The sequence below is a fragment of the Methylomonas sp. MED-D genome, assembly GCF_050276835.1.
Lineage (GTDB): Bacteria > Pseudomonadota > Gammaproteobacteria > Methylococcales > Methylomonadaceae > Methylomonas > Methylomonas koyamae_A.
The window spans coordinates 3,499,201-3,521,834 of the sequence record NZ_CP189965.1 but is presented as its reverse complement, the minus strand read 5'-3'; the positions used below and the strand labels follow the sequence as shown (position 1 = coordinate 3,521,834).

General features: G+C 56.3%; 18 protein-coding genes and 1 tRNA gene. 13 read left to right on the top strand and 6 right to left on the bottom strand.

Annotated features, from left to right (window positions below; all coding sequences use genetic code 11):
* The first annotated feature begins 107 nt into the window (after window positions 1-107).
* From ACQE3E_RS15800 to ACQE3E_RS15740, 13 genes are all read left to right on the top strand, one after another.
* A complete protein-coding gene (locus tag ACQE3E_RS15800; RefSeq protein ID WP_064028583.1) occupies window positions 108-1,046 on the top strand; it encodes a Gfo/Idh/MocA family protein in 939 nt (312 codons plus the stop codon).
* 10 nt (window positions 1,047-1,056) lie between these two features.
* A complete protein-coding gene (locus ACQE3E_RS15795; RefSeq protein WP_064028581.1) occupies window positions 1,057-2,154 on the top strand; it encodes a DegT/DnrJ/EryC1/StrS family aminotransferase in 1,098 nt (365 codons plus the stop codon).
* Between the two features lie 53 nt (window positions 2,155-2,207).
* A complete protein-coding gene (gene lpxB / locus ACQE3E_RS15790; RefSeq protein ID WP_064028579.1) occupies window positions 2,208-3,362 on the top strand; it encodes a lipid-A-disaccharide synthase in 1,155 nt (384 codons plus the stop codon).
* Window positions 3,363-3,425: 63 nt separating this feature from the next.
* The gene (locus ACQE3E_RS15785) at window positions 3,426-4,391 is read left to right on the top strand and encodes a lysylphosphatidylglycerol synthase transmembrane domain-containing protein (protein WP_064028577.1); all 966 of its coding nucleotides are present in this window, start codon (window positions 3,426-3,428) and stop codon (window positions 4,389-4,391) included.
* Between the two features lies 1 nt (window position 4,392).
* Window positions 4,393-5,745: a tetratricopeptide repeat protein gene (locus tag ACQE3E_RS15780; RefSeq protein ID WP_427500817.1), complete on the top strand. Its 1,353-nt coding sequence runs from the start codon at window positions 4,393-4,395 to the stop codon at window positions 5,743-5,745.
* A 1-nt stretch (window position 5,746) separates the two neighbouring features.
* On the top strand, window positions 5,747-8,770 hold the full coding sequence (locus tag ACQE3E_RS15775) for a phospholipid carrier-dependent glycosyltransferase (protein WP_427500816.1): 3,024 nt from the start codon (window positions 5,747-5,749) through the stop codon (window positions 8,768-8,770).
* 255 nt (window positions 8,771-9,025) lie between these two features.
* On the top strand, window positions 9,026-9,235 hold the full coding sequence (locus tag ACQE3E_RS15770; RefSeq protein ID WP_064028571.1) for a hypothetical protein: 210 nt from the start codon (window positions 9,026-9,028) through the stop codon (window positions 9,233-9,235).
* A gap of 102 nt (window positions 9,236-9,337) precedes the next feature.
* Complete coding sequence (locus ACQE3E_RS15765; protein WP_082885523.1) at window positions 9,338-9,532, top strand: heavy metal translocating P-type ATPase metal-binding domain-containing protein; 195 nt, start codon at window positions 9,338-9,340, stop codon at window positions 9,530-9,532.
* A gap of 121 nt (window positions 9,533-9,653) precedes the next feature.
* Window positions 9,654-9,842: a hypothetical protein gene (locus tag ACQE3E_RS15760; protein ID WP_082885522.1), complete on the top strand. Its 189-nt coding sequence runs from the start codon at window positions 9,654-9,656 to the stop codon at window positions 9,840-9,842.
* A 93-nt stretch (window positions 9,843-9,935) separates the two neighbouring features.
* Window positions 9,936-10,550 carry a hypothetical protein gene (locus ACQE3E_RS15755; RefSeq protein WP_427500815.1) on the top strand — a complete coding sequence of 205 codons (615 nt, stop codon included), beginning with the start codon at window positions 9,936-9,938 and terminating at the stop codon, window positions 10,548-10,550.
* 69 nt (window positions 10,551-10,619) lie between these two features.
* A complete protein-coding gene (locus ACQE3E_RS15750) occupies window positions 10,620-13,070 on the top strand; it encodes a heavy metal translocating P-type ATPase (RefSeq protein WP_427500814.1) in 2,451 nt (816 codons plus the stop codon).
* Window positions 13,071-13,913, top strand: a complete 843-nt coding sequence (locus tag ACQE3E_RS15745; RefSeq protein ID WP_064028563.1) for a sulfite exporter TauE/SafE family protein — start codon at window positions 13,071-13,073, stop codon at window positions 13,911-13,913.
* A gap of 58 nt (window positions 13,914-13,971) precedes the next feature.
* A tRNA-Thr gene (locus tag ACQE3E_RS15740) sits at window positions 13,972-14,047 on the top strand.
* Window positions 14,048-14,278: 231 nt separating this feature from the next.
* Here the strand turns inward: ACQE3E_RS15740 and ACQE3E_RS15735 are convergent.
* Genes ACQE3E_RS15735 through ACQE3E_RS15710 form a run of 6 tightly spaced genes read right to left on the bottom strand, consistent with a single transcriptional unit; the run spans window position 14,279 to window position 22,612 of the window.
* Window positions 14,279-14,692, bottom strand: a complete 414-nt coding sequence (locus ACQE3E_RS15735; RefSeq protein WP_427500813.1) for a hypothetical protein — start codon at window positions 14,690-14,692, stop codon at window positions 14,279-14,281.
* Window positions 14,689-15,600, bottom strand: coding sequence for a hypothetical protein (locus tag ACQE3E_RS15730; protein ID WP_427500812.1), 912 nt, complete (start codon window positions 15,598-15,600; stop codon window positions 14,689-14,691). Before ACQE3E_RS15730 ends, ACQE3E_RS15735 begins: the two co-directional genes overlap by 4 nt.
* On the bottom strand, window positions 15,600-16,385 hold the full coding sequence (locus tag ACQE3E_RS15725; RefSeq protein ID WP_427500811.1) for a hypothetical protein: 786 nt from the start codon (window positions 16,383-16,385) through the stop codon (window positions 15,600-15,602). Before ACQE3E_RS15725 ends, ACQE3E_RS15730 begins: the two co-directional genes overlap by 1 nt.
* Before the next feature lies 1 nt (window position 16,386).
* Window positions 16,387-17,907, bottom strand: a complete 1,521-nt coding sequence (locus ACQE3E_RS15720) for a hypothetical protein (protein ID WP_427500810.1) — start codon at window positions 17,905-17,907, stop codon at window positions 16,387-16,389.
* Window positions 17,904-22,367: a tape measure protein gene (locus ACQE3E_RS15715; RefSeq protein ID WP_427500809.1), complete on the bottom strand. Its 4,464-nt coding sequence runs from the start codon at window positions 22,365-22,367 to the stop codon at window positions 17,904-17,906. Before ACQE3E_RS15715 ends, ACQE3E_RS15720 begins: the two co-directional genes overlap by 4 nt.
* Window positions 22,364-22,612, bottom strand: coding sequence for a DUF1799 domain-containing protein (locus tag ACQE3E_RS15710; protein WP_427501655.1), 249 nt, complete (start codon window positions 22,610-22,612; stop codon window positions 22,364-22,366). Before ACQE3E_RS15710 ends, ACQE3E_RS15715 begins: the two co-directional genes overlap by 4 nt.
* Window positions 22,613-22,634: the final 22 nt, after the last annotated feature.

Genomic DNA, 22,634 nt, shown 5'->3' with positions numbered 1-22,634 from the left:
GGCCGACAGCTTGGCTGATTCAAGCCTAATTCTAATGGTACAATACACGGCTTTATGCCTGCCGCCGGAATCGTGGCCGGGAAGTTGCAATTAACGTGTGGTTGTCTATGAGTAAACTGAAGTGTGCCGTGATCGGTGCGGGATATTTAGGGAAATTTCATGCGGAAAAATACGCGTCGTTGAAAGACTGCGAGTTAGTGGCGGTCGTCGACATCAATCCCGAAGCGGCACAGTTGGTGGCGGAAAAACATGGGGTCGAGGCCATCACCGATTATCGGGCGTTGCTGGGTAAAGTCGATGCGGTCAGCATAGTCGTTCCGACCAGTCTGCACCATCAGGTTTCCAAGGATTTTTTGAATGCCGGCACGCATGTCCTGGTCGAGAAGCCGATTACGGTCACGGTCGAGGAAGCCGACGAACTGATCGCGATTGCCCGCGACAAGCATGTGATCTTGCAAGTCGGACATTTGGAGCGCTTCAATCCGGCGGTGCGAGGTCTGGAAAAACTCGAAGAGAAGCCGCTGTTCATCGAATCTCACCGCTTGTCGCCGTTCAATCCGCGCGCCAACGACGTCAGCGTCGTGTTGGACTTGATGATCCACGATATCGACATCATCCTGGCCCTGGTCGATTCCGAAATCGAGAAAATCGATGCTAGCGGTACCTCGGTATTGACCCAGGGTACCGACATCGCCAATGCCCGCATCACCTTCAAGAACGGTTGCGTCGCCAACGTGACCGCCAGCCGGATCAGCATGAAAATGGAACGCAAGATGCGGATGTTCCGGCCCAGTTCCTATATCTCGGTGGATTTTCAAAATAGGGTATTGATTAAGCATAAGACCGGCGACAAGGAAATGTTTCCCGGCATTCCGGAAATCGTCACCGAAGAGTCGGTGTTCGAAAGCGGCGATGCCTTGCTGGAGGAAATCAAACATTTCGTCGCCTGCGTGCAATCCGGCGACAACCCGTTGGTACCGGGCGAAGCCGGCCGCAAGGCCCTGGCCACGGCGATCGAAATCAGTCAATTCTTAATTCAACGCTAGAGGGCTTGCGATGATTCCGATGGTCAATCTGAAGGCGCAGTTCGCCGACATCAAAGACGAAATCGAAGCCGGCATCGCCGCGACGATCGACAGTTGCTCGTTCATCCTCGGCCCCAACGTGCAAGCGTTCGAAAAAGAAGCCGCCGACTATTTGGGCGTCAAGCATGCCATCGGCTGCGCTTCCGGCACCGATGCGCTGCATCTGGCCTTGTTGGCGCACGGCATCGGGCCGGGCGACGAAGTGATTACCAGCGCGTTCACCTTCATCGCCACCGCCGAGGCCATCAAATATGTCGGTGCGACGCCGGTATTTGTCGATATCGATCCCGGCACCTTCAACATCACGCCGGATAATATCAAGCGTGCCATCACCGAGAAAACCAAGGCGGTGATGCCGGTGCATTTGTTCGGTCAACCGGCCGATCTGCCGGCGATCCGGGCCATTTGCGATAAACACGGTCTGAAGTTGATCGAGGACTGCGCCCAGTCCTTCGGCGCGACCGTCGCCAATCGTCAGACCGGCAGTTACGGCGACGCGGCCGGTTTCAGCTTCTTTCCCAGCAAAAACCTGGGCTGCTTCGGCGACGGCGGGCTGGTGACGACGTCATCAGACGAAGCCGCCGCCAAGATCAAGCAATTCCGCAACCACGGCTCCGAAGTCCGTTATTACCACGACGTGGTCGGCTACAACAGCCGTCTGGATGAATTGCAAGCGGTCGTGTTGCGCGCCAAGCTCAAGCGTATCGATCAGTACAACGCCGCTCGTCGGCACGCCGCGCATTTGTATTCCAAATTGCTGGCCGATCTGCCGTTGACGACGCCATTCGAGGACGGCGTCGGCGTGCATGTCTATCATCAATATACGTTGTTGTGCGAGCGTCGCGACGAGGTGATGAAGGCTTTGCACGACCGGCAAATCTCCAGTGCGATTTACTATCCGGTGCCCTTGCATAAGCAAAACGTGTTCAAGGACGATTGCGCCGGGCTGTCGTTGCCGGTGACCGAGGCCGTGGCCGCCGAATGCTTCTCGCTGCCGATTTGCTCCAATTTGGCCGACGACACCGTCGTTGAAATCGCCGATGCGATTCGCGGCGTCTTCCAAGCTTAATATCCAAGATGTAGGGTGGGCTAAGCACAACGCAGCCCACCAGCCACTCACAAATGACTAAGCGACCAGCGTACACGGTGCTGTTCAGCGCCGGCGAATCCTCCGGCGACCGGCACGCCGCCCACATGTATCAGGCAATGCGCGCCACAGATTCGGGAGTTCGCGGCCTGGGCATGGGGGGCAGCGCGATGCGCGAGGCCGGCATCGACATCCGCTACGACTCATCCGGTATCGGCGTGATCGGTCTGGTCGAAGTCCTCAAACACTATCGGGAAATCCGCCGGGCGCTCAAGATCATGCAGGCCTTGGTTGTCGCCGAAAAGCCGGATTTGCTGGTGTGTGTCGATTACAAGGAATTCAACCTGAAGCTGGCCCAATTCGCCAAGCGGCTGGGCGTTAAGGTGTTGTTTTACGTCAGTCCGCAAGTGTGGGCCTGGCGGCCGGGTAGGGTGCTTACCTACGGCAAAGCCATCGACATGATGGCGGTAATTTTTCCGTTCGAAACCCGTTATTACCAGGCCGAAGGCGTCCCAGTCCGCTATGTCGGCCATCCGTCGGTCGATAAAGTAAAACCGCTATACGGCCGCGACGAAGATTTCAGCCGGTTCGATCTGGACCCTCTGCGGCCGGTGATCGGTATCCTGCCTGGCAGTCGAAGCAATGAAATTAAGCGCATGCTGCCGGTGATGCTGGAGGCGGCCGCCATACTGGCCCGTCGCGCACCTAAACCGCAATTTCTGTTGCCGCAGGCCGATAGCGTGGATGACGAGCAAATCCAATCCGCGCTAAGTCACGCCGGTGTCACGGTCCATGTGGTAAAACATCAAACTTATGATGCGATTCAATGCTGCGACGCGGTGATGACCACGTCGGGCACCGCATCCTTGGAAATCGCGTTGCTAACGGTGCCGATGGTGATTGTTTACCGCTTGGCCGCGTTCAGTTATTGGCTGGGCAAGCGCTTGGTCAGAATTCCGTTCATTGGCCTGCCGAACATCATCGCCGGACGAGCCATCGTCAAGGAACTGATTCAAGATGACTTGACGCCGGACAATCTAGCGGCCGAAGTAGAACGTTTGTTGGCGGACCGTGCGTATCGGGAAAATCAAATCGCCGACTTGCGCTCGGTCAAGCAGGCGTTGGGCGAGGGCGGTGGTTCCGCGAACATGGCGACGCTGGCCTGGGAAATGCTGAAGGCCGGCGCTTAGCGCGGTTTTTGGGCTATTATCTGCGCGTGGAGGATTCTTCTCGCACGCCGACGGAAGCGGAACATGAGATTGAAAAAAACCTTGGGTTTTATCGTTAAGTTGTCGATCAGCGCCGGATTGCTGGCTTATTTGTTTAGCGTGGCCGACATCGATCAGTTTGTCGGACGCATCGCCAGCTTGGGCCCCGAGTTCGTGGTGTTCGGTTGGGTGTATTACGCGGTCTGCCAATGGATTTCGGCCTATCGCTGGCAATTGTTTCTGGTCGCCGAAGGTGCCAGCGTCTCGGTCTATCGATTGTTCAAATTCTACATGGTCGGCATGTTCTTGAACAATTTCATCCCCGGCGGTCTGGGCGGCGACATCGTTAAGGGCTATCGCCTGCATCAGACTATTAACAATCCAAACCTCGCCATCGTTTCGGTGTTTCTGGAACGCCTGACCGGTTTGGTCGGGTTGACGGTGTTGGCGGTTGCGGTTTCGCCGTTCAATCTGGTCAAGCTGCAATCGCAGACCGCGCTTTTGGCGGTGGCCGGATCGGCGCTGTTTTTGCTGCTGTTGATGCTGGTGATCTGGTGTCCGCCGATGGCCCGCTTGAACCTGTGGTTGTCTAAGAAGCTGTTTCCCAAGGCCTTGGGCGAAAAGATCGCCCAGTTGTATATGGCGCTGTATTCGTTCCGCAATCATCGGCGCACCTTGTTGGGGGCGACGGCGGTATCGACCGTGCTGCAATTGATGTTCGCCATCTACTACGCCTTGGCCGCCAAGGCCTTGCATATCGACGTCGATCCGATATATTTCATTTTGTTTTTGCCGGCGATTACCATCGTGACGATGGTACCGCTGTCGATCGGCGGATTGGGCATCCGCGAGGGTGTCATGATCGGGTTGTTCGGCTCGGTCGGGGTGTCCAGCGCCGACGTGTTGTCGATTTCGCTCAGCGTCTACAGCATCAATTTACTACTGAGCCTGTTCGGCGGACTGATGATGTTCGAGCGTCGGAAGGCCGGTAATCCGCGAGAGGCCACTTAGCATGTTGGCGCGGCTGACCCAAATTCCCCGGAATTATTATTTGTTCGCGGTCGGTTGGTTCGCCGTGCTGTTAGGCGTCCAGGCCGGCTGGTATTCGATCCCGTCTTCGGCGGCGTCCAGCTTCGGCAGCGCGAGCCTGCAACTGAGCGAGCACGCGGCTATCGGCTGGGAATTCGCCGTGCGCGCCGGACTGCTCTGCTATGCGGGCTTGGCGGTCGCCGCGCTGCGCGGGACTGTCGTTTTTCGGCGGCGGGTGATCGGCGCCGGCTGGTTGTTGTTGCTGTTAACACTGGCGTTTCCGTATGTGATGAATCACTGGTATCCGGAATACGGGCTGGATACCCGGGTGATTTATCGGCAGGTGGATAGGGTGGTGGACGACATGGAGGCCGGCTTGAACTGGCAACACTTCGACTGGCGGGAGAGTCGGATCATAATGACTCAAATGCCGCCGGATACGCTCAGCGCCACGGTGTTCGAGGACGAATGGGGCGTCAAGGCGGCGTTGCCGGAATATCAGACTCATGTTTTGCAAAATGTGCTCGGCTATTCGAACGAGTTTTTGAATTCGGTCGGCAAGGGCTGGATCTTTGCGATTCTTGGGTTGATTCTGACCATATTGCCGGCCCGTTGGCTGATTCCGGTATCCGCTGAAGCTGAACGATCGCCGAGGCTTTGGCCGATGTTCGTCGTGGTATTGGCCGGTTTGTTAATACCTAAATGGCTGGCTTATTACTACGTCGATCAGGGTAAAACCCGTTACGCCGCGGGCAATTGGCACGAAGCGGCGGACAATTGGCGGCGAGCGGCGTTCTGGAATCCGGGTGTGGATTACGCCTTGCCGTATTTCGCCGATTTGGGTGAAATGGCGCAAGCAAAAGAATGCGTCGCTTGCCCGGAATGGCCGCTGTTCGAACTGGCCAAAGCAGTCAGGACCGGTAATTACGCGCGCGCCGAACAATTGGCCGGCGAGCCGCTGACCCAGCGCTTGGTCGAGATGCCGGCCTATCGATACTGGCTGTCGGCGGTGTTTCTCGAATACGGCGTGCAGGCGTTCAATGCCGGCCAGTACGGATTGGCCGAGGAATTGTGGAACAAAACCTTGGTGCAAATGCCGACCTCGGCGATGGCTTGGTACGGACTATCGTTGGTCTATTTGAAATACAAGCAATTCGAAAGGGCCGCCGAGGCGATCAATCAGGTGGTCGCCTTGCAGAAGTTCGTCAATTTCCGAAAGATGACGATCTCCGGACAATATTGGGCGACCAAAAGCTGGGCGGCGTTCCGGCGCGACGATCCGGTGGCGGCCCATCAGCTCTATACCAAATATCTGACGCCGGACAGTTGGAAATAATATGGGTACGAACGGGATTCGGCACTGGCTGCCGTCGTTAGGCGCGTTGCTGGTGGCTTCGTTTTTGATTGCGTTGTGCCTGGCGAATTGGTTGCTACCGATTCGCCAGGGTCCGATTCGGGACCAAATGCCCGACGGTTGGATGGGCGCCGAGCATGCGGAGCGGCGCGCCTACTTTCGGCAGACATGGCGTTTGCCGTTCAAACCTGAACACGGCTGGGTCGCTCTGGCTGCCGACGATTACCAGCTGATGGTGAATGGCCGGGTGGTCTCTTGGAACAAATATTCGATCAACGCCTCGCTCCCTTTTCAAACCCGCTTTTCCGATCGTGCCCAGGGCCAAGTTCCCCATAGTTGGGATATGCCGCGCAACCCGACCTCGCAACGCGCCGCCAATGAAGAATGGCGCGTCTTGCACTACATCGACATCACCGCGTATTTACTGCCTGGCGAGAATACTCTGGCGGTCTACGTACAGTCGCAACACCTGCCGCGGCTGGCGATTAAGGGGGGAGCCAGTGGCGAGGGGCTGACGGCTGAAATCGACGGACGCGCCGAGGCTTGGCGAGCGCTGGATGTGGCGGCCAATTTGACCGGTAAGCGATTTTTCGAACCCGGTTACAACGAAACAGAGTGGCCCGCCGCGCGGCCTTTGGGGGAATTGGAGAAGCCGGTTTACGCGCCGGTTGATCCGACGATATGGACGACACCGCGTTCCGAGTTGGGCTTGTCCGGCGTATGGTTGGCCGGCGATATGCGTCTAGCAACCGAATTGGTGGATTTGCATCGCGTCGCGGGCGATTCGGCCTGGGTCAGAATCGGCTGCGATTGGCCGTACTACCTGTTTTGGGATGACGAGTTGGTCGGTACCGGCGGTGGCGGCGGCGGAATCGAAGCCTTCGATATGACGCGGTTTCTGGCTGCGGATCGAGGTCGGCTCAGCGTGCGGGTCGTTAGACCGAACAGCGAAACCGCTCCGCCGGTGTTGTTTGTCGATGGCCGTTTGGGCCAGCGGGTGTTGGACGGCGGTTTGCATTGGCAAACTCAAATTCAAGCGCATCCGGATTGGTTGTCCGGTGCCGGCCAATGGATCGCGGCCGCGACATTGTCGGCCGACAGTCGGTTGGGGGCGTTGAAGCTGCAAACCGCCGAGCCTATCGATGCCGACTGGATGGTTCAGTTTTTGAGCTTGTGGCTGGTATCGGCCGGCGCTTGTTGGTTGGCGGTGCGCTTGTTCCGGCTCGGGGCAGGCGCGTCGGCGGAAGGCTATGCCGGACGTGGACCGTCGGGCTTATTGGCAATCGGAGCGATTGCGGCGCTGATGCTGATTGCGTTGCGAGTCCGTTACGGCGAAACCGACAGTGTCCTGTGGTTGGAAGATCCTGTTTGGCGTCCGATCTGGATGGGATGGGTGCCGACAGTGACTTTGCTGTCTTGGTGGTTATTGCGCCGCCCTGCTTTTAGCGTGTCGTGGCCGGAGACGGGGCGGTGGGTTCGCGACTCGCGTCTGTGGCTAGGGCTGACATTAGTGGCCGGTTTTGCATTGCGTTACTATCAGATTGGTTTCGACGATTTACAAGCGGACGAAAACGTCAGTTGGGACGCTTCGCGCGGCATCCTGAAGGGCTTGTCGCCCGAGGCGGTTTCCGGCGTGTTGTACACCCGTTCGCCGCTCTATCATTACGTGTTGGCCTTATGGTTGGCGGTCTTTGGCGACAGCAAGGAAATCGCCCGAGGTTTGTCGATAGTGCCGGGTTTGGGCGTGATAATCGCCGCGTATTTACTGACGCTAAGAATCGGCGGACGGCGCGGTTTGGCACTGTTGGTCGCGGTATTGCTGGCCTTCGATCCGTGGCAGATCTTTATTTCCCGGATTATCCGGTTTTACCAGTTTATGCAGTTTCTGGGCGTGGTCAGCGTCTATCTGTTTTTGCGCGGCTTTATCTGGCGAGACGGTCGCCGCTACCAACATTGGTTCTTTGTATTCTGCACCGCGACGGCACTGAGTCAGGAAGTATTCGTGATTACCTTTCCGGCGTTTTGTATCGCCGGCTTTTTGTATTACAAACCGTTCGACTGGCGCGCAGACAGGTCGATATTGATCGGATTCGCGACGATGATGACGGTCACGATCGCCGATATGGTGATCTTTACGATACTGTGTTTGACCCCGCACGTCGGTATCGCGACGTCCAGCGATTCGATCATGAAGCTGCATTTGATCAACCCGCATGTCTTCATCAACTTGTTTTTGCTGGGCAACCAGCGCATGGCCCTGGCTTATAGCGTCTTGGTGGTTTCGGGGTTTTGGTATTGGTTCAGGGGGCGGAAATCCAATCCGGCCATTGTCACGTTGTATTTGCTGGTCTTTGTCAGCGCATTCGTCGCGTCGGTGCTGTTAATGCAGATCGCCAATCGCTACGTGTCGCCGTTGTATCCGTTTCTGATCGTGTTGGCGGTGTTGACCGGGCGCGGTTGGATAGACGTGCTGGCTGAACGTATTTTCGGAATCGGTGGCACCGTCGAGGTGTTGCGTAACCGGTGGCGAACCATCGTCGCAGGATTATTGCTGACCCTGGTTCCGTTTCAATCCGATCCTCTGGCGCTGGTGGATGCGTATTCACGGCCGATCAATATGGGCCACGAAACCGCCTACCACTTTATCGCGGCGCAAAAGTCACCCGACGATAAGATCTTGACGGTATCGCCGATGTCGGCGGCGATAGTCATGGGTGGTGTCGATTACTATTTGATGGAAACCTTATCCTTCGACGAGGTATACCGGCACGCCTCGGTTCAGGGTCAAGTCGTGGATCGTTGGGCGGGCGGAAAACTGGTCACCAACCTCGAGGAATTGAGGCGCTTGTTCAATCAGCATCGACGGGTTTGGGTCATTACCGACGAGATGGAAAGCAAGAAAATGTCCGACGAGTTGCTTGGGTTTCTCGAGCGTACCAGCGAGGTCCGCTACGAATTCTTCGGCGGAAAGGTCCTGTTATGGGATGCCGGACGCGGTCTGTATTGAGTCTAGCTAGTCTCTAGAATGCGGCCGACGACGAAAAAAAGAGTTCCGCAAGCGCCGATGCGCGCGGAGGGTGGAGAAATGCATTTGCTAAACTATGTTAAATGACATAATATTTTCGCGGCATATCGCTTAACTGTTTTGTTGTTTTTAAGGTATTTGAATTTTTTTCTTGGAAATTCAATATCTAGGCTTGTGGCATTGTTTGTGCTCTCTTAGGAAATAGTGTGTTTTCACTTTTCCATCAGAGGTAGCAACATGGCGCAAGAATTGATCGTCACGAATTACGAAACCACTGCCCAACACTTAAACACCGGCGGTTTAGTCCTGGGCGCCGGGCTGGCAATTGCTTCGATGATTCTGGTACCGGCCCTAGCGATGCGTTTGGGGTTAAGCACTAGCTTGACCGGCGCGTTGCGCATCGCTTTGATGAAGGCATCCAGCAAAGCCGCGCGTGGTAAGTGCTGAACGGTAAAGTGTGCCTGTGATTTCGTCATCCATTAGCCGCCACGGGCCAAGGCGTTTATAATTCCTCCGGTTTCAGGCAAGGAATGATTAGGATTGGATGATATGGCGACGACCGAAAACGATAAAAACTGCGATTTGTGCGGGCTGACTGTCGAAGTCAGCGGTTTTGAACTTAAAACCGTCGAGGGCGACAAACAGTTCTGTTGCGAGGGTTGTAAGGGCATCTTTCAGATGCTTCATGAAGAACTGATACTACCCGACGACCACGACACAAAATCCCAACCTACTCGGAGCTAACCAGAGGATCGTTATGGCGCACAATCACGACAAGCAGGCGCGTTCACCCGACTCGTCGATGAGTAAGCAGGTTGTCGCGGGAACACTGGCTACCGCAACCGTCAACACTGGAGGAAAATTGATGAGCAAAATTGCAAAACATCCGATTTTATTGTTTGGCGCCGGCATGGTCGCCGGTTATTTCGTATACAAATACCGAAAAGAAATCGTGGCCAGCGCGGCAAAGACTATCGACGCCGGTAAGGATTTCGTATTGCATCAAAAGGAAACGCTGGAAGACATCGTCGCCGAAGCGAAAGAAGAGAATTGATCGCGTTGATGCGAACCCGGTTCTTCGATTCTGTTTTAAGAACGGGCGACAGCCGGCAAAGGTGTCGCCCGTCTTTGTTTCTATCCCATTGATATGGCCATACAAAGAGAATTTGTTCTGCGTTATCGCCACGAGGGCCACCTGCGCTTTCAACTGCCGGAGCGTGCTTGTCGGCCAAGGGCCGCCGAGGCGCTGGTAAACCGGATTCGCGAGCTGCCGGGTGTCCGAGCAGTCGATTTGTTTCGCGGCCAACGCAAGCTGGCGATCCGTTTTCAAGAAGCGATCTGCGACTTTACCGGTTTGGCGCGCGCCATGCACAAAGCACTGGCGGAGTTGGAAGCTGAAGGGTGTTTCGACGACATCCCCGCGACGAAAGCGGCCGGCCGTTTGGCCCTCGGGATTAAGCGGCGACTGAAAAACACGCGGGTTGGCGCTTGGTTCGGTGAGAAAGTCCAGGCGGGCAAGGAAACCGTCGAGGCGGCCAAAGTGCTCGGCAAACTCAGTAGTAAAGGCCCCAAAGCCTTATTCAAGGATCCCGAGAAAGCCGTGATCGACTTTCTGAACGACGTGTTGGTACTGTATTTGATCAAAGCGCACTGGCCGCGAATTACCCAGCAATGGCTGCCCAGACCATGGGCCTACCGCTACGAATGGCTGGCGGTGTTTTATATGTTTTTCTTGTTGGTCAGATCCCGTAGACCCAAATAAGCCGACTGGCCGTGGCCCGGCGCCGTGCGCCGGGTTGTTTGGTCAGTCACATCGAGGAGTGCAGTCTTAATGGTTACCGATAACAACCCCTATCGGCATTTTGAGGTCCGGCACCAATTACGCAACCGGATCAGAATCGTTACGCCGGTGTTGGTCGGCGATCCCGAGCGTAGTTACATTTTCGAAATCCTTCTTAAAAAAAGACCGGAAATTAAGCGAGTACGCTCGGTAATTGCGATCGGTTCGGTTGCAATCGAATTCGACTCGAGTCGGCTTCCGGCTAAAAATCTGTTGATTTTGTTGGATGCGGTTCTCGGCAATATCGCCAGTAAGCGGCGGCTCGGCGTAGCCGATAAGAAAAAATTGCCCGAGGGACCATTGGCCGACATCGATTTGGCGGTGGAAGGCATGAGTTGCGCGTCTTGCGCGCTGTTGATCGAAATGGTCCTGAATCGCGACGAGCGGATCAAAAAGGCCAGCGTCAATTTCGCCACCGAAACCGTCAACGTCCAAGGTTGCTTGACCAAGGCCGATGTCATCGCAACCATCGAAAAACTTGGCTACAGCGCCTTGCAGGTCGATACCCTCTCGCAGCGGAAAAAATTGATCGAAAAGGAGTTACAGAGAATTGACGTGGCCCGGCGTCGATTTGTATGGGCAGGGCTGCTGACCGCGCCGGTAGTGGCGGTAGCGATGACGATGCGCACCGGTGTTTGGCTGCACTGGTTGCAATTTGCCCTGACCACGCAAGTGGTGTTCGGTACCGGCAGCCAGTTTTTCGTCAAGGCCTATCGGCTAGCCAAGCAGCGCGCCGCCAATATGGATAGTTTGATCGCACTCGGCGTCGGCTCGGCCTATGGCTACAGTTTGCCGGCCTTGTTCGGCCGACGTAGTCACGTCTATTTCGAGGCGGCGGCGGCTATCGTCACTTTCGTGTTGCTCGGGCGCTATCTGGAAGAACGCGCACGCGGCAAAGCCGGCGAAGCGATCCGCAAACTGGTGGATCTGCAACCCCAAACCGCAACCTTATTGACCGAAAGCGGCGAAGAGCGGCGGGTGGATGTCGACGAGATTCAAGTTGGCGATGTGTTGTTGGTGCGTCCCGGCGAAAAAATCCCGACCGACGGCGTCGTCATCCACGGCATTTCCACGGTCGATGAATCGATGATCACCGGTGAAAGCATGCCGGTCGTCAAAGTGACCGGCAATACGGTGATCGGCGGCTGCGTTAACGGAAACGGCGTATTACAGGTACGTACCAGCGCTATCGGTATGAATACCGTGCTGGCCGGTATCGTGCACATGGTCGATCAGGCGCAAGCCGCCAAGCTGCCTATCCAAAAGCAAGTGGACAAGATCTCGGCAGTCTTCGTGCCGGCCGTCATTGGCTTGTCCGCGCTGACGCTGTCGGGCTGGTTGATTGCCGGAGCGCCGTTTGGGATGGCGTTTGGCAATGCGATTACCGTGCTGTTGATCGCCTGCCCCTGCGCATTGGGATTGGCGACGCCCGCAGCCATCATGGTTGGCACCGGACAGGCTGCCAAGCAGGGGGTCTATATCCGTAACGGCGAGAGTCTGGAAATCGCCAGCAAGCTCAACGCCATCGTATTCGATAAGACCGGGACGATTACCGAAGGCAAGCCCAAGGTCGTCAAAATCCATAAAGTCTCGCGCATCGCCGAAAACAAGCTGCTGATGCTGGCGGCTTCCGCCGAAAACAATTCCGAACATTTCCTGGGTAAGGCCATCGTCAAACATGCCGAAGAACAGGGAGTGGCCTTGCACGACTGCGCTTATTTTTACAGCGAGACCGGGCACGGCATCCGCGCCGAAGTTGACGGCTACAAGTTGCTGATCGGTAACCAGGCCTGGTTGCAAAGTCATCAGGTTGAGGTTCACGGATTGGCGCAGCCGGCCGATACCGCCGCCGCGCTGGGACAAACGCCGGTTTTCATGGCGGTTGACGGCAAGGAAGCCGCGGTATTCGCCATCGCCGATACGCCGCGACTCGAAGCTGCCGCCGCGATCGAGCGTTTGCATCGGATGGGTATCAAAACCATGATGGTCACCGGCGACACCGAAAAAACCGCCTACGCCATCGCGTTTCGGGTGGGAATAGCCGACGTGGTGGCACAGGCCAAGCCGGACGACAAACTCCGGATCATTCGGCAATTGCAGGCGGACGGTCTGAATGTCGGCATGATAGGTGACGGCATCAACGACGCGCCGGCATTGGCTGCCGCCGATGTCGGTTTCGCGGTCGGTGGCGGTACCGACGTGGCGATAGAATCCGCCGATCTGACGTTGGTGCAAGGCGACATCGGCAAAGTTACCGACACGATAGAACTCAGTGCCTTCACGATCAGCGTGATTAAACAAAACCTGTTTTGGGCATTCGGCTACAACACCATCGCCATCCCGGTAGCGGCAATGGGCAAACTTAACCCGATGATCGCCGCGGCAGCCATGGCGTTGAGTTCGGTGTCGGTCATCGTCAATTCACTCAGACTCAGCAAATAAATGGACCACCAAATGCACGGCATGGATCATGCGATGCATGGCATGACGGAGATGGCCGCCGCTAGCGGTTTCGACTATACCCTGGCATTCGCGGCAGGCTTTTTAGGTAGCGGACATTGTCTGGGCATGTGCGGGGCCTTGGTATCCGGCTTTTTCATGAAGGCCGGCAAAAGTCGAAGCTATTGGCCTTATCTGGCTTACCAAGTGGCCCGTATTACGGTGTATGCGACGATAGGCATGGCCGCTGCGACCCTGGGTGTCGTGTTGATATCCAGCGGCTTGTTCGGCAAGATTCAAAGTGTGCTGCAAATCACGATGGGCTTAGTTGTCATTGCGTTGGCGATGGGGGTTTTGGGTTGGATACCCTGGCAAGGTTCGCTTCGATTAATCCCGTTGGGAATGTTGCGCAAGGGTTACGCCACGGCGAATCAACGAGGACCTATTGTCGGCTCGATCATCGCCGGACTGTTAAACGGCTTGATGCCATGCATGCTAACCTTCGCGATGGCCGTCAAAGCCACAACCGCGACGAGCGTGCTGGAAGGGGGGGCGTTAATGTTGGCGTTTGGCGCCGGCACCTTGCCGATGATGCTATTCATCAGCGTGGCATTCGGCAAAATGAGCGCGAAACTGCGCGGTTTCATGTTCAAGGCCGCCGCGGTGATTATGCTGGTGATGGGCTTGAACACGATCAACAACGGCGTCAGCTTTTACATGGACCAGGACTTCGACCACAGTCATTTCCTGTTCTATCTACAAACCCAGCTCGATCTGGCGATAGCGTTTCTAAAGAACATGATGGACTACTTGTCGAGCATGATAGACAGCATACGCAACAAGTAGCGCGGCGTAAAAAATGCTGGATTACCTCGCCGTTTTTTGTATAATGGCGAGCCAATTTGCTGGCGTAGCTCAGTTGGTAGAGCAGCTGATTTGTAATCAGCCGGTCGCGGGTTCGAGTCCCATCGCCAGCTCCATATATATCAAGGCCTTACGAGAAATCGAGGGCCTTTTTTATTTTCTGGGGTTACGCCGGGGTTACTTCGCAGCGCGGTTGCTCCCAATGTTTGCCGTTTTCCAAGCTCGTCCGGATTAAAAAATCCGGCACCGCTCCCGACGCCTACCGGATAACCCCGGTGTAAATTCGCGCGATTTTTGTCGTAATTTAGCGGGATATTTGTCGCGAATTATCGCGGTTTTAACGCCGTTTAAACTGCCAAAATCGAAACAACAAAATCAAGCGCTGGCCAGTCAGAGATTTTGATCGAAATATCTCCAACCACGTCGCTCGAAACCAGTTCAGACTCACCGCAAACACGCGTCGTCGTCGATGCACCAATCGTGATTTCCATCGTCGCGCCAACCGGAACATTCGATAGCGTTGCGACATCGATACCGTTGGCCAATATTATTGTCTTATCGATAGTGACGCCCATTGCCGGGCGAGCAATCGGCGCTTCGGCTTCGAGCGGTACATAAAGCGATGATATCGATCTGACGTTAGAAATTGCGGCGTCAATTAGCCATTGGCCTTCAGTCAGCTTGTCCGCCAGCGCGCCCTGATCGGCACCGTCCCACGCTTCAATGATGTGACCATCAGACGACACAACCAACAAGGTCATGCGGTGATCTCCTCCACGTATAACAGGATGTTGCTCATCTGCTTAGTGATCGATCCGGAGTATTTCCAGTACAAATAAATGCTGAAGCTCATGCCACCCGTGCCAAGCTTCAGAATGCCGCCGCTGATCATCACGGTGCCGGAAATAAACCGACTGCCCATATCGATCGTTGAGTCATACGCCACTTGCTGAGCAAGGGGAAGCGTGTCCGACATTAGATCATTAGCGATACCGAAGTACCTCGTGCCATCCGTCGTTGTTTCGATCAAAAAGGAAATTTTCAGCGTGATCTGACGTAGATACGCGTTTGCACATGTGAATCCGCTGATCTCCAATTCGTTCATTGTAGAACCCGGCGGTGCCCAGGCGGTGGCGGTGAAATATCTCGTCAACTTAGCGATGTTTCCGGGAATCAGCCGATCGCGGTCGATAATTCCACCGCCGAGCAACGTCGCAAAATTGCCAGAGTTGATCTGATTGACCGTCGCTAGCGCGCCTTGGCCGCTGATGGCGGCCGCTGTGTTGTTGCCGGTAATATCGCCGGCGAGTACCCAGGCGGAGCCGTTATAGCTGTACACCTTAGGATTCAACGTAGTCGTGTCGAACCAGATATCGTTCGTCGTCATGCCGGACGTCGGCGCGCTGGTTTGCCGAAAGATAGTGTTCTTGGTGGCGTTGTTGGCCGGCTTTCCCGAACCGGTGACATCGGACCATGCGACCGCGCTCGGGTCTTCGCCGGCGCCGGCGTAATAGCTGGCCGGATGCCAAGCGGCGGTGCCGTCCAGGCCGCGTAGCCAAGCAGCTAAATCGGACAGGCTACCGGACGCCGCACCGGTGACTGCGCTACCGCCTGGCGGTATTGATCCGGCAATGACGAGCTGACCGGTGGCATCGAGATACAGCGCCATTATGCGATCACCTCGACCACGTTAAACCCGACTTGATGAGTCAGCACGTACGGGTTATCAATCGGAGACAGCTCAGACAGTTGCCCGAGGAAATGCCGCTGCTGGTTATACGTGGTATCCGTGCGATCGCGGATCAACAGCACTTCATCGGTGATGTCGACTACTCGTTGCAGTTCCAGCGCCGCTATCGCCTCGGCTTCGTTCATCCAGTCCAGTGCAAACTGAAATTGCCTTTGCCCGACTCGACGCAAACCAATCATCGCGCCACCTTGGGTTTGCACGACTTCAGAGCGTGAGCGATAGCCGATGTGATTGCCGTAGCTCATGTTGTCAGCCGGCGCCAGCGCCGGGCCGACGAAGATGCGGCCGATCTCGATATACCCGTCGGGATTGCTGGAATCGGCAATCTCAAGCCTCCAATAGCGCGCCGATATCGAAGCCGCCAATCCTAAAATCAAATCGGGCGTAAACGCAGCAGCCGAGACATAGCCAGAATCATATAGCGGGACAGAATAAGTCGAGTCGCCGTTACCCGCCGCACGTACTCGAAACACGCCCGCCGCCGACAGATTTGTGCGGATGGCCGCAAAGCATTGAGCGGTCCTATTTGCGCCTAAATCGATATTCAGCCAGCTCGATCCGGTGGCATCATCGACCGTGCGCGCCACTTTAGCCAGCCGCCGGTTCTTAACGTTGGCCAACGGAAACGACGTTGACCACGAACCGCCACTCAGCGTATCCGAACTCTCGATCAAATTGCCATAGCCCAACATCAAATTAGCCACATTAACCCCACAGACTCAGAATCACTTGATCGTGAGCGAAATCCGTTTCGATGCCGATGATCCTAAATTGCTGACCGGCAGCCAGGCCGTAGCGCGGATACTGCACCGTGACGACCACGCCGAGGTCCAGCACGTACAGCAAATCCGCATCGACTTGCACTTTGGCCGTCAGAATCACTCGCTCCGCTTTCAACAATGACAACCGCCGCGCGGCTTCCGGATCGCCGTAGTTATCGCCCGCCAGTAGTGTTTCATAAGTGACTTCTTGCGCGAGCGGATGCTTGGTTTTCACCGCCGTATCGCTCGCTTTAACCTGCCGGCTTCCGGCGGCCAGCCAGGCGCGGCGATCGTCTGGCACAATGCCAGCCAGATTATCTGAGGTTTGCACCGTCCAATTCACATCATGCCCGAGTGTGACTTGCCAAACCGGCGTCGCAGTACCGTTGACCGTTGCCGCTTGCCGTTCGAGCGAAACGATTTCCAGTTCGGTCAGCGTTGCAACCGACGTGCCGCCGGGGGCGTCAAGCCTAGCCATCCGAAACCGGTTCAACCGGTCAAAACCCCACCAGGCGCCGACCGATGCGGACACTCGATCCAGCGCCTCGGCGACCGTTAAACCGTCGGTGACCCATAAACCGATGCTGCCAGCGTTCTGGCCGTCCAACGCGGTGCGGTCGGCGCTGTAAGTGTCCCCGCTCAAAATGCCGGCGCCGATGACCAAGTCATACGCAATTTGGGCGGCGGTGCAATCGGCGATATCCCATGATGCCCAGGCCGTGCATGTAATTAAACCGGCCGGCGATCCGCCCAGGCGGAACATTCCGCCAGCTTGCCAAACTCGGTAATAGCCAGCGGCGGGCGGATTGGCTTCCATGTCCGCCTGATCGGCGTATGAATTGCCGCGCGCCAAATACGTGCCCTTGTCGAATACGTTAACCACATTCTCGATCGGGCCGTCGTTGACTTGATAAATCAACCTGGCGCTGTTCACCAACAACGGCGTGACGTTGGCCACACGGCCGAACAGCTTAGGCTTGGGTGCGTCTTTCAGTTCAGACGTACCGTCGACACCGGCCGGCAAACTATTGCTGCCACCGTAGCGGTTGGGCTGCACCGGTTTATCGAGTTCGGCGATGCGATCGCGCAGCCGGATCGAGATGCGCAGTTCTTCGAACGCGGCTTGCTGAATCGTTGCATAGATAATCGTGGTAAACGACGAGAAAGCCGCGCCTTGCTCGCCGACTTTCAGATTCAGCGACCGGCCGTCGAAGGCGTAGCCGGTCAAATAATCCAGCTCGCCGTCGGCATTGATCAACGTCAACTCGCCATAGCTCGCCGAAGCGGCGCCGCCGATCTGGCCGTCCTGAAAGATATCGCGCCGCATCGACGCCGGCTGCTCGATGCGCGGCTCGTAGTAGTCGCCAGCGACTTCATCGATGTAGCCGGGGCCGGTGCAAAAGCGCAACGTTTCGACCGCGGAGGTCGTTAGATTGTAGGCTTCGATAATCGCGAGATAGATCACGCGGCGCTCTCCAGCCTGGCTTTACGCGCTGTCTCAGCCAATGCGGTATTCGATTGTTTCAACTGATCTAGCAAAGCGGCATTCGCGGCTTGTTGCAGCCGAACCAGCGCTTGCAGCTCCTCGGTTTGCTTGCGTAATTCTGCAATCATCGCATCGTTGCCGGCGCCGATGACGGCTTGAGTTTGGCGATTATTCGTCACCATGGTGGGGTGCGCGAAATTGATCAGCTCCGGGCCGTTCTCGCCGACGATCGTTGGCCCTTGGGTCCAGCCGCCGTCGGCTTTAAATTTGTATTTAACCGCGCCAAGCGCTTTACGTTGAGCCGTCAGCCCATCGCGCTGCGCGACCAGGTTGGCTTTGGCCGTTTTGTCCTTGGTCGCTTTAATTTGGGCATTGACCGCCGCGATTTGGTCGGTCAGCGATTGATATTTGACCGTTTTATCCGCCTCGGTATCGCCGCCGAAATTGTAGGCTTTAATCTGCGCATCAATATATTGATTCGCCCGGGTCACCGCCGATTTGTCGGCCTTGCTGGCATTCGCTGCCAGGCCGGCGATGTTGGCTTGCTTTTGATTCTCCAGCGTATCGACTCGATTTTTCGTCGGACCGGTTTGCGCCGCCGTGACCGCCGCCGAAGTGGTAGCGGCTTGCTGATCGTAAGCGGCGCCGCGCGTTGCGGCTAGGCCATCCACTACGGTTTTCAATGCTGTCAGCGACGTGGCCAGCGAGTTCGCCGAAGCCGTCGCAGCGGCGGTAGCTTGCTCGGCGGCGGTCGTTGCATCGGTGGTGCCGCCGAATTGCACGCTCAGCGCTTCGAGATTGGTCGTGACGTTGTCGAAGATCGCCGCGTAATCGCTGGTCGACGCAAAGTAGTTCTTTGCAGCGGTCAAATAATCCTGGGCATCCCCAGCCAAGGCAGACAAACTGGTTTGGTCGCCGGCCTGGGCTTTTAGTAAGGTCGTGCCGTACTGACTCTTAGCCTCGGCCAGCTTTTGCTCTGGCGTCAACGTGCTGAGATCGCCAAGTTTCAGACCGTCGATCAGATCGCGCAATGAATAAACCGCCGTCTGGGTTTTGTTGATCGCCGCAATCTCAACGTTGTAGCGCTGGGTCAGCGCTTTCTGTATCCGCGTAATGTAATTTGCTTGCTCGGTTGGGTCGGTCGATTTTGCGAGCAGGTCGTACAGCGGAGCGGTGTCTTCCGGCGTCGGCAATACGCCAGTAATGCTGCTTAGTTGGTCTGCAATCGATGCTGTCGCGTCGGTCAGCGGCGATAGATAGGTCGCCCGGGCGTTTGCGATGGCTTTCTCGCGCAGCCCCAGCAAATCGGCTTCGGCGATTTTCAACGTTTTCGCGTTGCTTTCGAGTTCGATCAGCGTATCAGCCAGACTGCCGAGCTGCGCATTCAGCGACGCGCCCATGCCGGCTAGATTGCGATAACTCGTTAGTGTGTCGTTCTTCAATGCGTCGATCGCGCGTTGGCGAGCGGCTTCGACCTGCGCCTCTGAAAACCGATACTTGGCGGCCGTGTTGGCCATGTCGTCGAATTGGGCGTTCAACGCTTTCAGCTGGGTCAGCACCGGACCGTATTCGCCCAGCGTGATGCCGATGTTGTCAATCTCGGCAATGGCTTCATTTAACTGCTTCAGCCGCTTGCTGTCCCGAATCGCGGTCCGGTAGTGCAGATCATCCTGGTTGCCGATGTTGCGCTTGACGACCGACAGCGCCATTTTGTTGGCCAGGCCGGCCAGGTTATCCTCGCCGGAAGGTGTTTGGCGGAAAAACGTGCCGGCGTTGTCGGATAAATAACCGGCCGTCAGTTGCTGGTTTTTCTCCGTGAGCTGGCTCCAGAACATCGACCGGAAATCGCCGATGTTCATGCGCAACGAACTGCCGAGGCTCTTAACGACTTTACCGAATTCGGTCGTTACCGAGTTCGTGATTTTCGGGTCGCCGCCTTCTTCCTGGCCGCTTTTCGTGATCGACATTTTGCCGCCGGAGTAGGCGCCTTTTGTCCACTGCGTCGGCTCAGGAATCTTCGAACCCATCAAGAACGTCAACAGCATATCCTGTAACGGGCCGCCGGCTTGGCCGATCATGTGGCCGAGCGTCGAGGGTTTTCTATCGCTGAATAACGACGCGCCCAAGTTGAGCGCCATATTCTTAATGGGCGCAATCAATTTAGCGAATGGGAAAAAGTTGCCGATCATATTCGACACTTGGTTTTCGATACCCACCAGCGTTTCAAGTTGCGCGTTACGACCGCGACTGCCGGCCATTCGAAATTGACTGCCGCCGGGCAGCATGCTCAATAACGATCCCAGCATGCTATACGCCATACCGCCACCGTTGGCGCTGGAAACCGCCCACGGCCCGCTGCCGTAAGACGCCGAACCAGGCACCGGCGACACAATGCGGCCATTTTCGTTAGCGCCGAAGGGATCAACGTTGCCTTGGCTGAATGGCCCGGAACTGAAAATGCTGGAAAAGAAGCTGCCAAACCCGCCGCCGCTTGAACCGCTGGAACCGAACATGCTGGAAAATAAGCCACCAACGCCGCCACTCGAACCCGCTCCGGCGCCGCTGGTAAACGATTGCGACAGCATCCGCTGAAAGTTCAGCGCCATTTGTTGGGCGAAGACTTTATTGATTGAGCTGGCAATATTGGTCAAGAAATCCTGAAAGCTGCCGGTCGCGGTGCCGTCGAAAACCGATTCGAACATCTTACCCAGCGCGTCTTGCACGTTCTCAATCGACCGTTTATAGGCCGTCTCAAAATAATCCGCCGAATGCTTGGTGCTCACATCGGTCAATTTTGACAATTGCAGTTCGGCGTCCGACCGTTGCTTGACGTAAGCCGCCACTGTAGCCGGATCGGCGTCGGGTGCCGCTGCCCGGGCGCTTTGCAATTGTTTCTCCAGATCGATACGCCTCGCGATTTGCTCGTTCGTCGCGCCTTGCAGTTTGAGCTGCTCGGCCAGTTGCGCCAGGCGCTGAGCTTCGGCGGCGCTGTCGCGTAGTTCGTCGAGGGCATTCGCCTGCCGGACCGACTCGGCCCACATGTCATTTCGCCGCTGATCGGCGTCGAGTTCTTGCCACTTCACCGCCAGCGCCTGCTCGATCGCGGCCCGCTCGGCGCCTTTGGCTTTGGCTAACGCGTTGGTCAGCTCAATCGCTCGGGCGCGTTCGGTGTCAGAAAGGCCGATCAGCGAGGTTTCTTGTTGAATAGAGGCTAGGGACTTTGCGACTTCGGCGCGCTCGATTGCGTAGGCCTTAGCGGCTGTCTTTGCCGCCGACTCGCGGGCTTTCGCCTTCTTCTTCAGGTTCTCGGTGATTTCTGTGTCGATCTCGTCGAGCCATTGCTCGGTTTTTGCAATTTCGGCAGCCGAATTTTTGCGTATATCGGCTTCGCGCTGAGCATCGGCTTCTGCGGTTTTTTTTGCTCGCAGCGATTTTAGATTAGTGACATCTTCATCGGTATTAAATGCCGCGCTGTAAACCAACTTTCCGACCAGACCGAAATTGCGATAGGCGAGACGCTGCTCGATATTGGCAATCTGATCATCCGTTGCGGACGACATCATTTGCCGAGCCTGATTGATCGATGCAGACCAACCATCGACCACACGCTTAATTAATCCTTCGCTGCGGTCCTGAAGCAAGGTATCTTCAAATTGATGCCAGGCGTCGGAGAGATTGCTAATCTTCCCATTCAACGTATCCATTGCGGCAACGTTACTGCCTTTTGCCAATTCGCCCATTTTTTGAATGATGGCGTCGATCGCATCCCGACCCATTTCGCCTTTTGCTGACATGTCAGCGATTTCGGTACCGGTCTTATGCAGCGCGTCGGCGGCCAATTTGTAGATCGGCACGCCGCGCTCGGCCAGGATAGCCATGTCTTCTTGCTGCAATTTGCCCTTGCTGTAGGCCTGACCGAGCTGTAGCACAATCGCCATGAGCGTTTCTTGACTGGCACCAAGCTTGGCGGCCTGGTTTGTCACCGCTTCCATCACTTGTCTGGTCGGATTGATCCCCATGTTTTGCAGATTGATGAACGCTTTTGTCAGCCCGTCGATCTCGAACGGCGTTTCAACCGCAAAATCGGAAATGAATTTAAACGTCCGCTGTGATTCCGCCGCTGAACCGGTCAACGCGGTCAGTTGCGCGCGGAGCATTTCCATGCTGCGGTTAGTGTTGAGAATATCGCGCGCCAGCGTGCCGGCGGCGCTGGCGGAAAAGTAGCCGGCCAACAGTGATTTGCCGGCGGCCAGGGTTTGGTTGATGCTGGCGAGTGAGCGATCGATCTTGGCGTAACTGGCCGCCTGCCGGGTCGCGGACGAATCCGCTGTTTTGGCTAGCGATTCTATCTCCGATTTGAGTACGCGCACGTCGCCGGCGACGACTTTGCCGCCGTCCATCGACAGCTTAATGCCTAATTTGATTTCGCCGCTGTTCATGATTTCGACTCGTTAAACACGGCCAGCGCCGCCCGCTCCATGATCTGTATGCTACGAAAAATCGCCGCCCGTTCGCGGCGCGGGACGTTAAAATGCAGGTGAGACTGCACCCCCGGATAATTCATGCCGATCACGCCACCCATGCTGCCGTAGATCCACTGCGTCTCGCATGCCCGAAAAGCCTCCAGCGCCGGCCAATTCTCCGGCTCGACGCTGAATTCCGCCTCGGCCGGGTCCGGCTCGATGTCGATCTTGATGCCCAGCAGC